At 61.6% G+C, this 14,744-nt stretch carries 19 protein-coding genes; 6 read left to right on the top strand and 13 right to left on the bottom strand.

All coding sequences use genetic code 11. The features are described from left to right. The first annotated feature begins 39 nt into the window (after nt 1-39). Entirely contained in the window at nt 40-393 is a 354-nt protein-coding gene (locus ACO77H_RS13230; protein WP_432755657.1) for a lipoprotein, read from the top strand. A 137-nt stretch (nt 394-530) separates the two neighbouring features. Here the strand turns inward: ACO77H_RS13230 and ACO77H_RS13235 are convergent, their stop codons facing one another. The 11 genes from ACO77H_RS13235 to ACO77H_RS13285 form a co-directional block, all read right to left on the bottom strand. Then, entirely contained in the window at nt 531-1,235 is a 705-nt protein-coding gene (locus ACO77H_RS13235) for a DUF1275 family protein (RefSeq protein ID WP_169955818.1), read from the bottom strand. An 80-nt stretch (nt 1,236-1,315) separates the two neighbouring features. Further along, nucleotides 1,316-2,950, bottom strand: coding sequence for an ABC-F family ATP-binding cassette domain-containing protein (locus ACO77H_RS13240; protein ID WP_432755658.1), 1,635 nt, complete (start codon nt 2,948-2,950; stop codon nt 1,316-1,318). A 167-nt stretch (nt 2,951-3,117) separates the two neighbouring features. Beyond that, complete coding sequence (locus tag ACO77H_RS13245; RefSeq protein WP_169955820.1) at nt 3,118-4,134, bottom strand: DNA topoisomerase IB; 1,017 nt, start codon at nt 4,132-4,134, stop codon at nt 3,118-3,120. A gap of 64 nt (nt 4,135-4,198) precedes the next feature. Then, the gene (modC, locus tag ACO77H_RS13250; protein WP_432755659.1) at nt 4,199-5,284 is read right to left on the bottom strand and encodes a molybdenum ABC transporter ATP-binding protein; all 1,086 of its coding nucleotides are present in this window, start codon (nt 5,282-5,284) and stop codon (nt 4,199-4,201) included. After that, the gene (gene modB / locus ACO77H_RS13255; protein WP_169955822.1) at nt 5,284-5,964 is read right to left on the bottom strand and encodes a molybdate ABC transporter permease subunit; all 681 of its coding nucleotides are present in this window, start codon (nt 5,962-5,964) and stop codon (nt 5,284-5,286) included. Before modB ends, modC begins: the two co-directional genes overlap by 1 nt. Beyond that, nucleotides 5,965-6,732 (bottom strand): molybdate ABC transporter substrate-binding protein, encoded by a 768-nt coding sequence (gene modA / locus ACO77H_RS13260; RefSeq protein WP_432755660.1) that lies wholly within the window; start codon nt 6,730-6,732, stop codon nt 5,965-5,967. A 110-nt stretch (nt 6,733-6,842) separates the two neighbouring features. Then, nucleotides 6,843-7,907 carry an NAD(P)H-dependent flavin oxidoreductase gene (locus tag ACO77H_RS13265; RefSeq protein ID WP_432755661.1) on the bottom strand — a complete coding sequence of 355 codons (1,065 nt, stop codon included), beginning with the start codon at nt 7,905-7,907 and terminating at the stop codon, nt 6,843-6,845. 83 nt (nt 7,908-7,990) lie between these two features. After that, nucleotides 7,991-9,067, bottom strand: a complete 1,077-nt coding sequence (gene ada / locus ACO77H_RS13270) for a bifunctional DNA-binding transcriptional regulator/O6-methylguanine-DNA methyltransferase Ada (protein ID WP_170058060.1) — start codon at nt 9,065-9,067, stop codon at nt 7,991-7,993. 87 nt (nt 9,068-9,154) lie between these two features. Continuing rightward, complete coding sequence (alkB, locus tag ACO77H_RS13275) at nt 9,155-9,823, bottom strand: DNA oxidative demethylase AlkB (protein WP_432755662.1); 669 nt, start codon at nt 9,821-9,823, stop codon at nt 9,155-9,157. A gap of 25 nt (nt 9,824-9,848) precedes the next feature. Further along, on the bottom strand, nt 9,849-10,016 hold the full coding sequence (locus ACO77H_RS13280) for a hypothetical protein (RefSeq protein WP_169955827.1): 168 nt from the start codon (nt 10,014-10,016) through the stop codon (nt 9,849-9,851). Nucleotides 10,017-10,042: 26 nt separating this feature from the next. Beyond that, the gene (locus tag ACO77H_RS13285) at nt 10,043-10,345 is read right to left on the bottom strand and encodes a DUF1883 domain-containing protein (protein ID WP_003173824.1); all 303 of its coding nucleotides are present in this window, start codon (nt 10,343-10,345) and stop codon (nt 10,043-10,045) included. A 214-nt stretch (nt 10,346-10,559) separates the two neighbouring features. Here ACO77H_RS13285 and ACO77H_RS13290 point away from each other — a divergent pair, with 214 nt between their 5' ends. From ACO77H_RS13290 to ACO77H_RS13305, 4 genes are all read left to right on the top strand, one after another. After that, nucleotides 10,560-10,910: a hypothetical protein gene (locus tag ACO77H_RS13290; RefSeq protein WP_169955828.1), complete on the top strand. Its 351-nt coding sequence runs from the start codon at nt 10,560-10,562 to the stop codon at nt 10,908-10,910. A gap of 182 nt (nt 10,911-11,092) precedes the next feature. Further along, the gene (locus tag ACO77H_RS13295) at nt 11,093-11,743 is read left to right on the top strand and encodes a c-type cytochrome (protein ID WP_172311133.1); all 651 of its coding nucleotides are present in this window, start codon (nt 11,093-11,095) and stop codon (nt 11,741-11,743) included. Then, complete coding sequence (locus ACO77H_RS13300; RefSeq protein ID WP_432755663.1) at nt 11,740-12,663, top strand: c-type cytochrome; 924 nt, start codon at nt 11,740-11,742, stop codon at nt 12,661-12,663. The genes ACO77H_RS13295 and ACO77H_RS13300 overlap by 4 nt, the downstream gene beginning before the upstream one ends. A gap of 74 nt (nt 12,664-12,737) precedes the next feature. Continuing rightward, a complete protein-coding gene (locus tag ACO77H_RS13305; RefSeq protein ID WP_169955831.1) occupies nt 12,738-12,968 on the top strand; it encodes a hypothetical protein in 231 nt (76 codons plus the stop codon). A 9-nt stretch (nt 12,969-12,977) separates the two neighbouring features. On the opposite strand, the gene ACO77H_RS13310 is transcribed toward ACO77H_RS13305, so the two are convergent. Both ACO77H_RS13310 and ACO77H_RS13315 read right to left on the bottom strand, forming a co-directional pair. Next, nucleotides 12,978-13,259 carry a hypothetical protein gene (locus tag ACO77H_RS13310; RefSeq protein ID WP_169955832.1) on the bottom strand — a complete coding sequence of 94 codons (282 nt, stop codon included), beginning with the start codon at nt 13,257-13,259 and terminating at the stop codon, nt 12,978-12,980. Between the two features lie 144 nt (nt 13,260-13,403). Then, nucleotides 13,404-13,589, bottom strand: a complete 186-nt coding sequence (locus tag ACO77H_RS13315) for a hypothetical protein (RefSeq protein WP_076960784.1) — start codon at nt 13,587-13,589, stop codon at nt 13,404-13,406. 311 nt (nt 13,590-13,900) lie between these two features. On the opposite strand from ACO77H_RS13315, the gene galU reads away from it, so the two are divergent. Then, a complete protein-coding gene (galU, locus tag ACO77H_RS13320) occupies nt 13,901-14,740 on the top strand; it encodes a UTP--glucose-1-phosphate uridylyltransferase GalU (protein ID WP_029294645.1) in 840 nt (279 codons plus the stop codon). Nucleotides 14,741-14,744: the final 4 nt, after the last annotated feature.

The following is a 14,744-nucleotide window of genomic DNA, read 5'->3' on the forward strand; positions in this document are numbered from 1 at the left end:
GCAGTGGTACAGTCGCGTTTTTTTCAAGGAAGCGATGGCATGCGGAAGGTGGTGATAGGTGCGTTGATCGTGGCGGCGCTGGCCGGTTGCGCAGGTTCGAAGATGAAAGACGCACGCGCTGGCGCGCCCTATAAAACCCTGGCGTCTGATAAGGCGGCCCTGGTCGTAGCCCAATGCATCCAGTTTGGCTGGCAGGACGAGGCGGTATTCGGCGTCGACGCCGGCGGCTTCATGGAGCCTGCGCAAGGCGGTGGCCATACGGTGTACACCACGGGCGGTGACTACTTTGTCGATGTGCGCAGCGCCGGTACCAGCACCACGGTCAGTTACTACGCAGTGCAGGACAATTGGGCTGCCAAGCGCCGTCTGGCCGCCTTGGCGACCTGCCTGTAGGTTGTTTCTTTAGAAATCTTCAGAAATGCCCAGCGGACACTGCGCCGGCTTTGTCTTAAAATGCCAGCGCTTGCCCGACATGATGGCTCTTTACCAGTACATGGATGTCGAGGCCTAAATGTCGGGCAAGCACCTTTTCAACGTGGCATATAGCCCAGGTGCCAGCGCCGCGGAATCTTCAGCGACACCAGGCCCAGCAGCGCCGACAGCAGGCCGCTGACCAACAGTGCCCGGATCCCCATCTGGTGCTCCAGCACAGCACCGATCACCGCGCCGACAAACATCCCGGCCCAGGGAATCAACTGCACGCGCCAGCCATTGCGGCGCTCCCCCAGCATCCAGCGCCCCAGGCCGCGACCGAAACGCGACAACGCGCCGGTCACGTAAGTCAGCCCCACGGGCAAGCCATTGACCTGTTCCACCGCCGCATTGAGCATGCCCATGGCAATGATCGCAGCCAGTACTGCCGGCAACTGCTCGGCCATCGGCCACGCCGCGGCGCCGCACAATAGCGTGGCAATACACAGCAACAACGGCAGCGCATGGCGCTTGCTCACGCGGCTGATGATCACCCCCAGCGCATTGCCCAGGATAAACGTTGCCACCAACAGGGTGAGGCGCCCGGTCAGCCCCAGGTCACCCTCACTGATTGCCACCGCCAGCCGCGTGGTATTGCCGCTCATGAACGAGACAAAATCGCCACTAGCCATGAAACCGATGGCGTCGGTCATGCCGGCCAGCACCGAAAGGCTGGCCACCAGCGTCAGGCCGATGCGCCCCCGCCATTTGTGCTGGTGCTGCAAGGCAGTATTGACCATGGGCTTAGGGGAAGAGGGCAGCACGGCGAGAGGTTCCTCTATGAGATTATCCGGCCACTACCGTAGGGCGCTTTCCGGTTGACTGCAATGACTTGGCACATCCTTCAGTTCACTTCCAAGCGCCAGCCCATGACGTCCCAGCTCAGAACGTGAGTCGGCGCCAGTGCCTTGAGAAACGCTGCGTCATGGGAGACCGCAATCAGCGCCCCGGTAAATCCCTGTAAAGCCTGTTCGAAGGCCATCACCGACTCCAGGTCCAGATGGTTGGTCGGCTCATCCAGGAGCAGCAATTGCGCGGGAACCTTGCGCCACAAGGCAATCGCCATGGCAGCCTTCAAGCGCTCGCCACCGCTGAGCTGGCCGATGGGCTGGGTGACGCGCCATGCATCCAGTTGCAACAGCGCCAGACGGGTGCGCAGTTCGGCTTCGGCCAGTGGCGTGTCCATCAATTTCAGTTGCTCGACGATCGACTGCTGGTCATCGAGCAGGGTCAAGTGCTGGTCGAGATAGGCGCTGGGTACATGAACCGTGCATGCGCCGCTGACAGGTTGCCAATGCCCCGCCAGCAGCTTGAGCAGGGTGGACTTGCCGCAGCCATTGGGCCCGTGGACCGCAACCCGGACCGGCCCGCACAGGCTCGCGTTGATCAGGGTGCTCGGCGCGCGGGGATCGAGCCAGGGCAACTGGCAGTCGATCAGGGTTAGCACTTGGCGGCCAGCCGGCAGGGGTGTGCCGGGCAAGGCAAGGAAGGTCGGCGTTTCGTCCACCACCCGTTCGTGGGCCGTGCGCACGCGTTCGTTCAAGGCCTGCTTGTGCTGCACATGGGCGCTGCGCACGTTGCTGACGATTTCATTGGCGGCGCCTTTCCAGCGGGATTTGGTGAAGGCATCGACATTGGCGGTCTCTGCATGTTTACGGGCACTGGCGGCGTGGCGCTGGAAACTGTCGATAGCCTTTTTCAGGCGCTGGTGCTCGCGCCGCCGATCCAGCCGGGCATGTTCCAGGGCGGCCTGAGCGGCCTGTTGCTCGGCATCACGCTGCGCCCGATAGTCATCGTAGTTGCCGCCATAGAGCCGGGCCCCGAGGGGCGACAGTTCGATGATCCGCCCCAGGGTATTGAGCAGGCGTCGGTCGTGGCTGACCACCACCAGGCCGCCGCGCCAGGCGCCAAGGGTCGCCAGCAGCCAATCGCGGCCGGCACTGTCGAGGTGGTTGGTGGGTTCGTCGAGAATCAGCAACTGCGGCGCGCCCAGCAGGCCACCAATCAGGGCGATCCTGGCCAGTTGCCCACCGCTGAGTTGGCCGGCGGGCTGATCGGGGTCGATCTCGGCCAGACCGGCGCCGTCCAGGGCCTGGCGCAGGCGTTCGGCCAGGTCCCAGCGATCATCGATCAGTTCCAGGTCGTCGGCCTGCGCGCGGCCCGCGGCCAGGCGCTCAAGTGCCGCCAGAATAGGCGCGCAACCGCAGACCTGGGCCACAGTCTGCCCCGGTAACAGCTCAATGCTTTGTGGGACATAGGCGATACGCGCCGAGGATTTGATAACCCCATGGGATGGCTCAAGCACGCCGGCCAGCAGGCGCGCCAACACACTCTTGCCCATGCCATTCCGGCCGACAATCCCGGTCGGGGTGCAATCGATGGACAGGTTGAGGTCTTCCAGCAAAGTCTCGCCATCGGCGAACTGAAAACCCAGGTGATGCAAGGAAACAAGTACAGGCAGCCGGTTGACGTCAGTCATCAGCACCTCCAGAACAATGTGGCACAAGCCAACAAGCGCGCCAGGCGGCTCGTTGCGTTTACATGTTGGAAGGCTTAGTTGTTCACGTCGGCGGTCGTCCTGCAGTCGGGAGGGATTGGTAGCCTAGCGCAGTTCAGTCATTTTTCCTACATCGGTGGCGTCAGTGCCTACAGTTGCTCAAGAAACATCGCCAACCCCACTTCTTCGGCTTTCAAGCCCTTGCGCACCCTGGGCCGGGGCAGTTTCGCCAGGCCGCCCAGGCTGAAGTGCTCCAGCACGGCCGGGTGGATGTAGCATTTGCGGCACACCGCCGGGGTATTGCCCAGTTGCCGGGCGACATTCTTGACCATCTCCACCACATGCCGTTTTGCATCCGACTCCGGTTGCCATGCCAGTTCGCGCAACACGGCCAGGGCCAGGGCACTGCCGGCCCAAGTGCGGTAGTCCTTGGCGGTAAAGTCGGCGCCGGTGAGGCTGTGCAGGTAGGCGTTGACGTCGGTGGAGCTGACGGTATGCCGCTCGCCGTTCTCGTCCAGGTACTGGAACAGGTTCTGCCCCGGCAACTCCAGGCAGCGCTTGAGCACGGTGGCCAGGCGCCGGTCCTTGATACTGACCTGGTGCTCGACGCCGCTCTTGCCACGGAACTGGAACTGGATTTCGCTGCCCTTGATATCCACGTGGCGGGTACGCAGGGTGGTCAGGCCATAGGAGCGGTTATCGCGGGCGTATTGGCTGTTGCCGACGCGGATCAGCGTGGCATCGAGCAACAGCACGACGGTGGCCAGGACCTTCTCGCGGTTGAAACCCGGCGCATCGATTTGCGCTTGTAGCTGCTTGCGCAATTTGGGCAGCGCGTTGCCGAACTGCTGCAGGCGCGAATACTTGTCGCTGTCGCGCACTTCACGCCAGCGTGGGTGATAACGGTATTGCTTGCGGCCGCGGGCATCGCGGCCGGTGGCCTGTAGATGGCCCTTGGGGTCGGCGCAGATCCACACATCGGTATAGGCCGGCGGGATGGCCAGGGCGTTGATGCGCTGGATTTCGTCGGCGTCGCTGATGCGTTGGCCGTCGCTCTGGAAGTACTGGAACTTGCCCCGCAGTTTACGGCGGCTCAGGCCCGGCTGACTGTCGTCAACGTAGTGCAGGTCACGGGGCAGGTCGACGGGCAGGGTGGAGTCGGGCATGGCAGAGTCCTTGGCAACAAATCAGGCCGGTATGCCTGATTGACCGCAGCACCGGGCCGTGCGTTCAAGCCAGTACGGCGACCGCCTTGATCTGTGCCCATAACGCCTGGCCGGGATGCACTTGCAACTGGTCCCGGGAATAACGGGTGATGCGCGCCAGCAGCGGCGTACCCGCCGCGTCGAGCCGTACCAGCACATGCGCACTGTTATCGGCAGGGATCTCCTGGGTCACGGTCACGGGCAAGCAATTGAGGATACTGCTGTGCTCCCCAGGTTGCAGGCTGAGGCTCACGTCCCGGGCCTGCACCTTGAACCGCAAGTGTTTGCCCAGCTCCAGCGGCGCGTGGGCCACGCGCATTTGCAGTGGGCCATCGGGCAATTGCAGGGTCAGCAGTTGGTAATGGGCGTCATGCTCGCTGACCGTGCCGTTGATCACCACGCCGGCATCGTCGCCCAGGGCCAGCGGCAGGTCGAGCCGCGCCAGGGTCTCGCCAATCGGCCCGCTGGCCAGGGCCTTGCCCTCACTGAGCAGGACAATGTGATCGGCCAGGCGCGCCACTTCATCCTGGGCATGGCTGACGTACAGCACCGGGATTTCCAGTTGATCGTGCAGGCGTTCCAGGTAGGGCAGGATCTCGCCTTTGCGCTGGCTGTCGAGGGCGGCCAGGGGTTCGTCCATCAGCAATAGCTGCGGGCTGGTGAGCAGGGCGCGGGCGATGCCTACGCGTTGGCGCTCACCGCCGGACAAATGCTGGGGGTGGCGATCCAACAGGTGGCCGATCCCCAGCAATTGCGTGGCGTGGGCCATGTCCACGCGACGCTGGGCCTTGGGGATCCGCTTGAGGCCGAACTCCAGGTTGGCCAGCACCGACAGGTGGGGAAACAGGCTGGCTTCTTGAAACACATAACCCAGGGCGCGCTTGTGCGGCGGCACAAACACGCCGTTGCGGCTGTCTTGCCAGACCTGATCGTTGATTTGCACAAATCCATCGCCGGCCCGTTCCAGCCCGGCAATGCAGCGCAGGCACGTGGTCTTGCCCGAACCCGAATGCCCGTAGAGCGCGGTGACGCCGCGCCCTGGCAGCTTGAGGTCCACGTCCAGGGCAAATCCGGAGTAGTGCAGTTGCAGGCGCACCTCGATCATCGACATCAGCTCCAACCCGCTTTGGTTTTACGGCTGGAGTAGAGCGCCAGCAACACCAGGAAAGAAAACACCACCATGGCCCCGGCCAGCCAGTGGGCTTGGGCGTATTCCATGGCTTCGACGTGGTCGTAGATCTGCACCGAGACCACGCGGGTCTTGTCGGGGATATTGCCGCCAATCATCAGCACCACGCCAAACTCGCCCACGGTATGGGCGAAGCCGAGGATCGACGCGGTGATAAAGCCGGGGCGGGCCAGCGGCAGGATCACCGTGAAAAATGTATCCCAGGGATTGGCCCGCAACGTCGCGGCAACTTCCAGGGGACGGCTGCCGATGGCCGAGAACGCGTTTTGCAACGGTTGCACCACAAACGGCATGGAATAGATCACCGAGCCAATCACCAGGCCGGCGAAGCTGAAGGTCAGGGTGCCCAGGCCCAGCCATTGGGTGAACTGCCCGAGGTAGCCATGGGGACCCATGGTCAGCAGCAGGTAGAAGCCAATCACCGTCGGCGGCAGCACCAGGGGCAGGGCGACCACCGCGCCAATCGGCCCGCGCCACCAGGAACGGGTGTGCGACAGCCACAGGGCGATGGGAGTGCCGATAATCAGCAGAATCACGGTGGTCAGCGACGCCAGTTTCAGGGTCAGCCAGATCGCGGAAAAATCGGCACTCGATAGTGGCATTTACAGTTGATAACCGTAGGATTTGATAACGGCAGCGGCTTTCGGCCCCTTGAGGTAGTCAACCAGTGCCTTGGCGGCCGGGTTGTCCTTGCCTTTGTTGAGGATCACCGCGTCCTGTTTGATTGGGTCATGCATCTCGCCCGGCACAATCCACGCCGAGCCGCTGCTGACTTTGCCGTCTTTATAGATTTGCGACAAGGCGACAAAGCCCAACTCGGCATTGCCGGTGGACACAAACTGATAGGCCTGGGTGATGTTCTGGCCTTCGACCAGCTTGCTCTTGACCTTGTCGGTCAGGCCCAGCTTGGCCAGGACCTGGGTAGCCGCGAGGCCGTAGGGTGCGGCTTTCGGGTTGGCGATGGACAGGTGCTGGTATTCATTTTTTTGCAGCACCGCGCCCTTGGCATCCACATAACCTTCCTTGGCCGACCACAGCGCCAGGGTGCCCACGGCATAGGTGAAGCGCGAGCCCTTGAGGGTGTCGCCTTCGCTTTCGAGCTTTTGCGGGGTGGTGTCGTCGGCGCTGAGGAACACTTCAAACGGCGCGCCGTTCTTGATCTGGGTATAGAACTGCCCGGTGGCCCCGTAGGCGGCGACCAGTTTGTGCCCGGTGTCTTTTTCGAAGTCGGCGGCGATCGCCTGGATCGGCGCGGTGAAGTTGGCGGCGACGGCCACTTGTACTTCATCGGCGTGGGCTGTGCCCAAGGTAAAGAGGGCGATCAGGGTGGCCAGGCCGGTGGGGGCCAGGCGTTGGGCGCGAATCATCATGAAGCAGCTCCTTGGGGTGCCGACGTGGCGGCTTGTTATAGTTAATCGCTATGTATGGGAATATATAGCGGTTCGCCATCGTCGGTACAGTGCAAAGTTGTCTCAGGGGTCTAGCCCTTGTTGAGTTGCGCCAGCGCCTGGCGGGCCAGGGTCAGGGTCAGCTCGCGGGTGGACAGGTCTTGCCCCAGGCGCAGCGCCTGGCCGGCCCACAGGCTGCTGAAGTCGGCTGCATCCAGGGCGCGCAACGGCAGCAATGCACCACCGGCCAAGGGAAACGCCGGGGCGGTGGGATTGATTGGCCCAAGTTCGCGCATCACGCGATTGATGATCCCCCGCGCCGGGCGGCCGGTGAACAGGTTGGTCAGTGCCGTTTCGCTGGCCTGGGCGCTGTGCAATGCCTGATGGTGGGCGGGGGTGATAGTGGCTTCGGGCGTGAACAGATAGGCCGTGCCGATCTGCACCGCCGAGGCGCCGAGGGCGAACGCGGCAACCATACCCCGCGCATCGCCAATCCCGCCGGCGGCGATTACCGGCACGCTGACTGCATCGACGATCTGCGGCACCAGGGCCATTGTGCCGATCTGGCTGGTGAGGCGGTCGCTGAGAAACATCCCGCGATGCCCCCCGGCCTCATACCCCATGGCGATGATTGCATCGCAGCCGTGCTGCTCCAGCCAGATCGCCTCCTCGACGGTGGTGGCGGACGACAGCACTTTCGCCCCGGTGGCCTTGACCCGGTCCAGCAGCGTTTTTTCCGGCAGGCCAAAGTGGAAGCTGACGACTTCCGGGCGGAATTCTTCCACCACCTCGCAGCTGGCATTGTCGAACGGTGCGCGGTTGGAGAGCGGGGTGGGCGCGTCAAAATCTGCGCCCAGCTCACGGTAGTAGGGCTCCAGCAAATCCTTCCACTGGCGATCCCGCTCGGGGTTGGGGGCCGGTGGCCGGTGGCAGAAGAAGTTGACGTTCAAGGGGCGGGCGCTGGCCTGGGCAATGGTGGTCAACGCCTGGCGCAATTGCTCGATGCTGAGTGTGGCCGTGGGCATCGAGCCCAGCGCCCCGGCCTGGCTCGCGGCGATCACCATCTCGGGGCTGGTGCTGCCGGCCATGGGCGCCTGGATGATCGGCAATTCAATGCCCAGCAGGTCGAGAATGCGGGTGTCTGGCCAGGTGCTCATGGATCGCTTCTCCAATGATGGAACGCTCAGGAAGGGCTGCCCGGCCCTTTTAACAGGGCCGGCCGGGGCAAGGCCAGTCTGTATTATTCACTGGACGCCGGCTGTGGTTCATGCGGGGTGTGGCGTTCGCGCTGGAGCAACAGCTGTTTGCGCTCCACGCCCCAACGGTAACCCGATAGATGGCCATCGCTGCGTACCACGCGGTGGCAGGGAATCGCCACGGCCAGGCTGTTGGCGCCGCACGCCTGGGCAACGGCACGAAAGGCGCTGGGTGCGCCGATGCGCTTGGCAATCTCGGCGTAGCTGGCGGTGCTGCCCACCGGGATTTCCCGCAGTGCCTGCCAGACCCGCTCCTGGAAGGCGGTGCCGCGCAGGTCCAGGGGCAGGTTCAGGCCCAGGGCAGGCGCCTCGATAAACCCCACCACCTGGGCAATCAACTGTTCAAAGCCGGGGTCGGCACCGATCACATTGGCCTGCGGGAACTGGTCTTGCAGGTCGCGCGCCAGTTGGTCCGGGTCGTCACCCAGGAGGATTGCGCAGACCCCGCGATTGCTCTGCGCCACCAGAATCGCCCCCAGGGAACACTCGCCGACGGCAAAGTGAATATCGTTATGGATGCCACCGGCTTTGTAGTCGCTGGGCTTCATGCCGAGCAACTGGTCGGCTGACGCGTAGAAGCGGCTGTTGGAGTTGAAACCCGCGTCGTACAGCGCATCGGTCACCGACTGGCTGTCCTGCAGGTGCGCCCTGACCTTGCGTGAGCGATGGGCGCGGGCATAGCCCCGGGGTGTCAGCCCGGTCAGGGTCTTGAACACGCGGTGGAAGTGGAACGGGCTCAAGCCGGCGCCGTTGGCCAGGTCTTCCAGGGCGGGCAGGGTCTGGGCCTGTTCGATATGACGGCAAGCGGCGGCAACCAGGTGCGCATGGCGTTGCGCAACCTGGGTCTGGTCGGCCGAGGTGCGTTTGTTGGGGCGGTACCCGGCGGCTTCGGCTTGCTGCGGTGTGTCGAAAAACTCGACATTCTTGCGCAGTGGCTGACGTGCGCTGCTGCTGGGGCGGCAATACACGCCGGTGGTCTTGACCCCGTAGACGAAGGTCAGGTCGGCCGTGGCGTCGCGGGCGACAATGGCTGCCCAGCGCAGATCATCTTCAGTGCTCATGGCAATAGCTCGGCAATGGATCAGTGGCCAGGATAATAAACCGCGGGCGTCCGGGCACTCCGTTGCTTGCGGTGGAATTCACCGGGGTCAGCCGGCCCTGCGAAACGTCAGGTTGATCCGTTGCGGCCCCATGCGCGGGTGCACGCCTTCCTTGATCGGCAACACGCCATGAAAGCGCAGGCGATCGACGCCGCCCCAGACCGCTACGTCGCCATGGAACAGCGAGATCTTCTGTGTCTTGTCACTGCGCACATGGCCGCCAAACAGAAACACCGCCGCCAGCCCCAGGGACAACGAGACCACCGGGGCGCTGTAGTCGCGCTCGTTCTTGTCTTGATGCAGGGACATTCTGGCGCCGGGTACATAGCGGTTGATCAGGCAGGCGTCGGGTGCAAAGCCGTCGAAGCCGGCAGCCCTGGCCGCGTCGATCGCCAGTTCGCGCAGCACGGCCGGCATGCTCGGCCAGGGTTGTTGGCGCTCGGGGTCCAGAGGGCTGTAGCGATAGCCCTGGCGGTCGGTGGTCCAGCCCAGTTCGCCGCAACTGCTCAGGGCTGCCGACATGGTAAAGCCACCGGGGGTGACCATCTGCCGGAACGGTGACTGGGCGAGGACGGCACGAAGCTCGGGCAATACACGCTCAAGCCAGGGCAGGGCATAGCCCCTGAGGACGTAGGATTGTTCGCCGATTTGCTCGCGACGGGCCGGTTGTTGCAAGGCCTCGTCACTGAACAGGTCACCCGTGGAATCAGGTTGCACAATCACTCCGCTGCTGGTCGTGGTTTTACAGGGCCTTGCTCACGGTGATCTCAGTGATTTCGTCACTGGCATCGTGAATTTTCGCCAAGGCCTCCTGGGCCTCTTCGATGCTCGCCGCGTGCAGTTGGGCAAATTCGAAGCGGCGTTCGCCGTTGAGTTTGTACTTGATGACGTATTTGGTGGTTTGAGTCACGGTGATTCCTGTGGCTTGGGTGGCAATCAGCTGAGTTTGGTGCTGGTGCGGCGAACAATGCGGATCTTATGGGACAACGCTGGCTTGCGGGTAACGCTGATGGCACGGCGCGTCACCACATCCAGGGTGATGTTCCAGAACCCGGTGCTTGGCGCGGTGATCTTGGCCGGGAACTTGTCGAAGGCGCCACCGTGATAAGTGTGGCGACCGCCATTTTTGAAGCTGCGAAAATTCGCATCGCTCATCAGGCGGATATTGCAGGTCTGGGAGCATTCAATGACGACAATATCCCCTTCGTTCAAGTGTTCGCGCTGGTGGATGAATTTCATGGGGGGGTGTCTCCAGAAGGGCTTTTTCTGAAAAATCAGAACGATACGTAGGTTAAGATGGAGTTTATCAGCCCCAGCACGTTTATTATCGGGTCGTCGTCGACGTCTTCGACAATTTAAAACAGTTATTTACCGATATATCAGGGATAAATCCTACGTGGGCGGGAGAAAAATACCATCTCCGCTGTCGTAGGGTCTTTATCGGAGGTTTTGTATGAAGTGGAGTGTATTGGTTCTGGCCCTGGCAATAGGTGGATGTGCTTCGGTTTCAGACATCAAGCAGACACCGCCAACCCTGGCGGTTATCTCCGGGAAAAAACCGCAGGAATACGCGGCGTGTGTGGTGCAGAAACTGTCGTCGACCCGTCGTCCGCCGCAGATCGAGCCTCACAAGGAAGGTGTGCGGGTGATTGTGCCGCAGAAGTTTTCGGCTGACCCGTCGGCCATTTTCGAGATTGAAGACCGCTCCAGCGGTAGCAGCATCAAGCTCTACGAGAGCATGTCCAATGTGCCGATTCGTCCGGGTGACGTGAAAAAAGCTGCGGAAGACTGTATTTCCGGCTGAGTCCACGCCGCCGCTCATACGCGATCAACTCCGATCAAAAAGCCCGGCCTGCGGTTGCAGTGCCGGGCTTTTTATTGTCGGCAATTTCTTACATGGCGGTTGTGACTGTCGGCTCATTACCCTACCATTTGTAGGCTTATGCATTGTAGGTCTAAGCATATAACTATAAAAATGGAGTCGTGATGATGTCTGTGGAGAGAGTGTTGATGGGTGGCGCCTTGCTACTCATGCTCGGCAGCGCGCAGGCGCTGGAGGGCAACAAGATATTCAGTGAAGGTGGCGCGCAGCCTGGCGCAGCGGCGTGTATGGCATGCCACGGGGCGGATGGCCTGGGGTTGGCTGCTGCGGGTTTTCCGAGGCTTGCGGGGTTGCCGGCGGCTTATTTGAGCAAGCAACTGCATGATTTCAAGAGTGGCACGCGCAGCAACCCGGTGATGACGTCGCTGGCCAAGGCGCTTACCGAGGAAGAAATCGCGGCGGTGACCCAGACACTGGCGGCGATGCCGGCACCTGCCGTGGCCGTCGGCCATCGTAGTGCTACGCCGAACAGTCCCGCTGCAAAACTGGCGCTGCAAGGCGCCTGGGAACGGCAGATTCCGGCGTGCGTCAGCTGTCATGGCCCCTCGGGCGTGGGGGTTGGCGAGGCGTTCCCGCCGCTGTCCGGGCAGTCCGCGGCCTACCTGGCTGCCCAGCTCAATGCCTGGCGCGGTGGCACTCGGCACAACGACCCCAATGACCTGATGGGGCACGTGGCCAAATCCCTGACGGATGACGAAGTGCAGGGTATCGCCAATTACTTCGCCTCCTTGCCTGGCCAGGAGGTCAAGCCATGAAGAATCTGTCATTTGCACCCGTGTTGGCCGCGTTGATCAGTGTCCCGGCGTTGGCCGCACCGATTGCCATGGAAGATCAGTCGCAACTGCAGGTGCCGGCTGCGGTGCCCGCCGCCAAGGCGTTCCAGCCGCCCCAGGAAAGCGAACTGCCTGACAACGCCTACGGCAAGTTGGTGATGCAGGGCTATGCGTTGTTCGTCGATACCAAGCGCCTGGCGCCGCAGTTTGTCGGCAACGGCCTCAATTGCAGCAACTGTCACCTGGATCAGGGGCGCCTGGCCAATTCCACGCCTCTGTGGGGGGCGTACCCCATGTACCCGGCGTACCGTAAGAAGAATGACAAGGTCAATTCCTTCGCCGAGCGCCTGCAGGGCTGTTTCCAGTTCAGCATGGATGGCGGCACGCCACCGGCAGCGGACAGCCATGAGATTGCTGCGCTGTCGACCTATGCCTACTGGCTGGCGAGCAAGGCACCCTTGGGCGTGGAGTTGCCGGGGCGTGGTTACCCGGAGGTGCCACAACCGGCCAAAGGCTACAACCTCGCGCAGGGTGCCGAGGTGTACAAGACGCAATGTGCGGTGTGCCATGGCGCCGAAGGGCAGGGGCAGAAGGTGGGCGACAGCTACGTGATGCCACCGTTGTGGGGTAAGGATTCCTACAACTGGGGCGCCGGTATGCATCGGGTCAACACCGCAGCGTCCTTCATCAAGCACAACATGCCGCTGGGCAAGGGCGGCAGCTTGAGCGACCAGCAGGCCTGGGACGTAGCGGCCTATGTCAATCGCCATGAGCGCCCGCAGGATCCGCGCCTGGTAGATGGCTCGGTGGAGAAAACCCGCGTGAAGTTCCATGCCAATGATGGGGTGAACCTGTACGGGCAAACGGTAGACGGCGTGCTGATTGGCCAAGGCATCCGTTAAACTGTTGCCTGAACACAAAAAATGCCGCTCAAACCCCGGGGCTTGAGCGGCATTGTCATTCTGGAAAAGCAATTATGAAACGTGAGCGCGTCAAAGAGCGGCATGCAGAGGGTCATATCTCTGCGACCCATGTGATTCAAAATCCGGCCAATTCGGGGGAGTGGATCGTGTTTTTCAAGAAAAGCGGCGGGCGCAGCTTTTTCCTGGTGGATGACCAGGACGAGGTCGAATCCTTTGAAAAACTCGATGACCTGATCGACACCATTCGCAGCCTCGGCATCAAGTTCGCCGAGATTCACATGTAGCCGCCCAGCTTACTTGCAGACCACCACTACACTGCGACCCTTGAAGTTGCCCACGTCGGCGCCCAGGGTCTTGTCGCTTTCCTTCAAGGCTGGCGTGCCTTCGGTGCCGACGATGCGGTAACCGGTGCCGGCGCAGGAGGCATCGGCCTTTTCGTAGCAACTGGCCCAGGAATTGGCCTCGCCCGAACAGTCAATGGTCAGGCCTTGTTCGCCGTTTTTCAGGTAAATGTCGGAAGTGGTGGTGCAGCCGGCGAGCGCCAGTACCGAGGTCAGTGCCAGGATCTTGTTCATGTAAGGTTCGTCGTTGAGAAGTGTTAAGGGGCGCGCTGACACTGTTGTGGGGCGTTTCAGCGAGATTATAGCGAACGGCCATCAAGGTACAGACAATCACAAAAAAGCCCCGTTCACCGGGGCTTCATGCGCAACCGCAGAGGCTTATTTGCCCTTGGGTCGCTTGCTCGACGCGTGGCCGGCTTCATCCACAAATACTTCGGCTACTGCAATCGCCTGGCTTTCGGTGGCGAATACGCCGGCAACGCTGTCGCCGTGAAAGTTGATCAGGTGCCAGCCGTCTGCTCGCTTGGTGATCAGGTAGCCGTTTACGCCTTTGGGTTCTGACATCTATTAACAATCTCGTGGTCTGGTGTTCAAGCTGGCAATGATAGCGCCAAATGCCATGGGGGCGCGTAAGTTGTTGCAGGTCAGTGCCGAACCCCATAAAGCGTGCTAAAAAGGATATGGCCCTTTGAAATCAGGGGATGCTGGGTTTTCTCCGGTGCCGTTGGGGCCGCTTGTTTGAACATGGGCGGAACTAACGCCGACATTTTTTCTCTATGTTGACATCGCAACGCCAGCAGCGCCCATTGTAAGGTGGCTGCGGCCTGATTAGACTGCGCCGAATTTCGTACGCACAGCCCTTATTAAGGACTTATATGATCAAGAAATGCTTGTTCCCAGCAGCCGGTTACGGCACTCGCTTCCTGCCAGCGACCAAGGCCATGCCTAAAGAAATGCTGCCGGTGGTAAACAAGCCACTGATCCAGTACGGCGTCGAAGAGGCACTGGATGCCGGCCTGAACGAAATCTCCATCGTCACCGGTCGTGGCAAGCGCGCCCTGGAAGACCACTTTGACATCAGCTATGAACTGGAAAACCAGATCAAGGGCACCGACAAGGAAAAATACCTGGTCGGTATCCGCAAGCTGCTCGACGAGTGCTCGTTCTCCTACACCCGTCAAACCCAGATGAAAGGTCTTGGTCATGCCATCCTCACCGGTCGCCCGCTGATCGGTGACGAACCGTTTGCCGTGGTCCTGGCGGACGACCTGTGCGTGAACCTGGAAGGCGACGGCGTCTTGACCCAGATGGTCAAGCTGTACCAGAAATACCGCTGCACCATCGTTGCAGTGCAGGAAGTCGATCCTTCGGAAACCAACAAGTACGGCGTGATCGCTGGCGACGACATTGGCGATGGCCTGATCCGTGTGCGCGACATGGTCGAGAAGCCAGCGCCGGAAGATGCCCCGTCGAACCTGGCGATCATCGGTCGCTACATCCTGACCCCGGATATCTTCAAGCTGATCGAAGAAACCGAGCCCGGCAAGGGCGGCGAAATCCAGATCACCGACGCATTGTTGAAGCAGGCCAAGGACGGTTGCGTCATTGCCTACAAGTTCAAGGGTCGTCGTTTTGACTGCGGTGGCGCCGAAGGCTACATCGAGGCGACCAACTTCTGCTACGAGCACTTCTACAAGACTGGCAAGGCTTACTGATTAA

The organism is Pseudomonas sp. WMBT8 (assembly GCF_050916005.1).
Taxonomy (GTDB): Bacteria; Pseudomonadota; Gammaproteobacteria; order Pseudomonadales; family Pseudomonadaceae; genus Aquipseudomonas.

What these genes read in the sequence shown, in the direction of transcription:
- ACO77H_RS13230 (WP_432755657.1), top strand. Translation starts at nt 40, where the DNA reads ATGCGGAAGGTGGTGATAGGTGCGTTGATCGTGGCGGCGCTGGCCGGT.
- ACO77H_RS13240 (WP_432755658.1), bottom strand. Translation starts at nt 2,950, where the DNA reads ATGACTGACGTCAACCGGCTGCCTGTACTTGTTTCCTTGCATCACCTG.
- ACO77H_RS13245 (WP_169955820.1), bottom strand. Translation starts at nt 4,134, where the DNA reads ATGCCCGACTCCACCCTGCCCGTCGACCTGCCCCGTGACCTGCACTAC.
- modC (WP_432755659.1), bottom strand. Translation starts at nt 5,284, where the DNA reads ATGTCGATGATCGAGGTGCGCCTGCAACTGCACTACTCCGGATTTGCC.
- modB (WP_169955822.1), bottom strand. Translation starts at nt 5,964, where the DNA reads ATGCCACTATCGAGTGCCGATTTTTCCGCGATCTGGCTGACCCTGAAA.
- modA (WP_432755660.1), bottom strand. Translation starts at nt 6,732, where the DNA reads ATGATGATTCGCGCCCAACGCCTGGCCCCCACCGGCCTGGCCACCCTG.
- ACO77H_RS13265 (WP_432755661.1), bottom strand. Translation starts at nt 7,907, where the DNA reads ATGAGCACCTGGCCAGACACCCGCATTCTCGACCTGCTGGGCATTGAA.
- ada (WP_170058060.1), bottom strand. Translation starts at nt 9,067, where the DNA reads ATGAGCACTGAAGATGATCTGCGCTGGGCAGCCATTGTCGCCCGCGAC.
- ACO77H_RS13285 (WP_003173824.1), bottom strand. Translation starts at nt 10,345, where the DNA reads ATGAAATTCATCCACCAGCGCGAACACTTGAACGAAGGGGATATTGTC.
- ACO77H_RS13290 (WP_169955828.1), top strand. Translation starts at nt 10,560, where the DNA reads ATGAAGTGGAGTGTATTGGTTCTGGCCCTGGCAATAGGTGGATGTGCT.
- ACO77H_RS13295 (WP_172311133.1), top strand. Translation starts at nt 11,093, where the DNA reads ATGATGTCTGTGGAGAGAGTGTTGATGGGTGGCGCCTTGCTACTCATG.
- ACO77H_RS13300 (WP_432755663.1), top strand. Translation starts at nt 11,740, where the DNA reads ATGAAGAATCTGTCATTTGCACCCGTGTTGGCCGCGTTGATCAGTGTC.
- ACO77H_RS13305 (WP_169955831.1), top strand. Translation starts at nt 12,738, where the DNA reads ATGAAACGTGAGCGCGTCAAAGAGCGGCATGCAGAGGGTCATATCTCT.
- ACO77H_RS13310 (WP_169955832.1), bottom strand. Translation starts at nt 13,259, where the DNA reads ATGAACAAGATCCTGGCACTGACCTCGGTACTGGCGCTCGCCGGCTGC.
- ACO77H_RS13315 (WP_076960784.1), bottom strand. Translation starts at nt 13,589, where the DNA reads ATGTCAGAACCCAAAGGCGTAAACGGCTACCTGATCACCAAGCGAGCA.
- galU (WP_029294645.1), top strand. Translation starts at nt 13,901, where the DNA reads ATGATCAAGAAATGCTTGTTCCCAGCAGCCGGTTACGGCACTCGCTTC.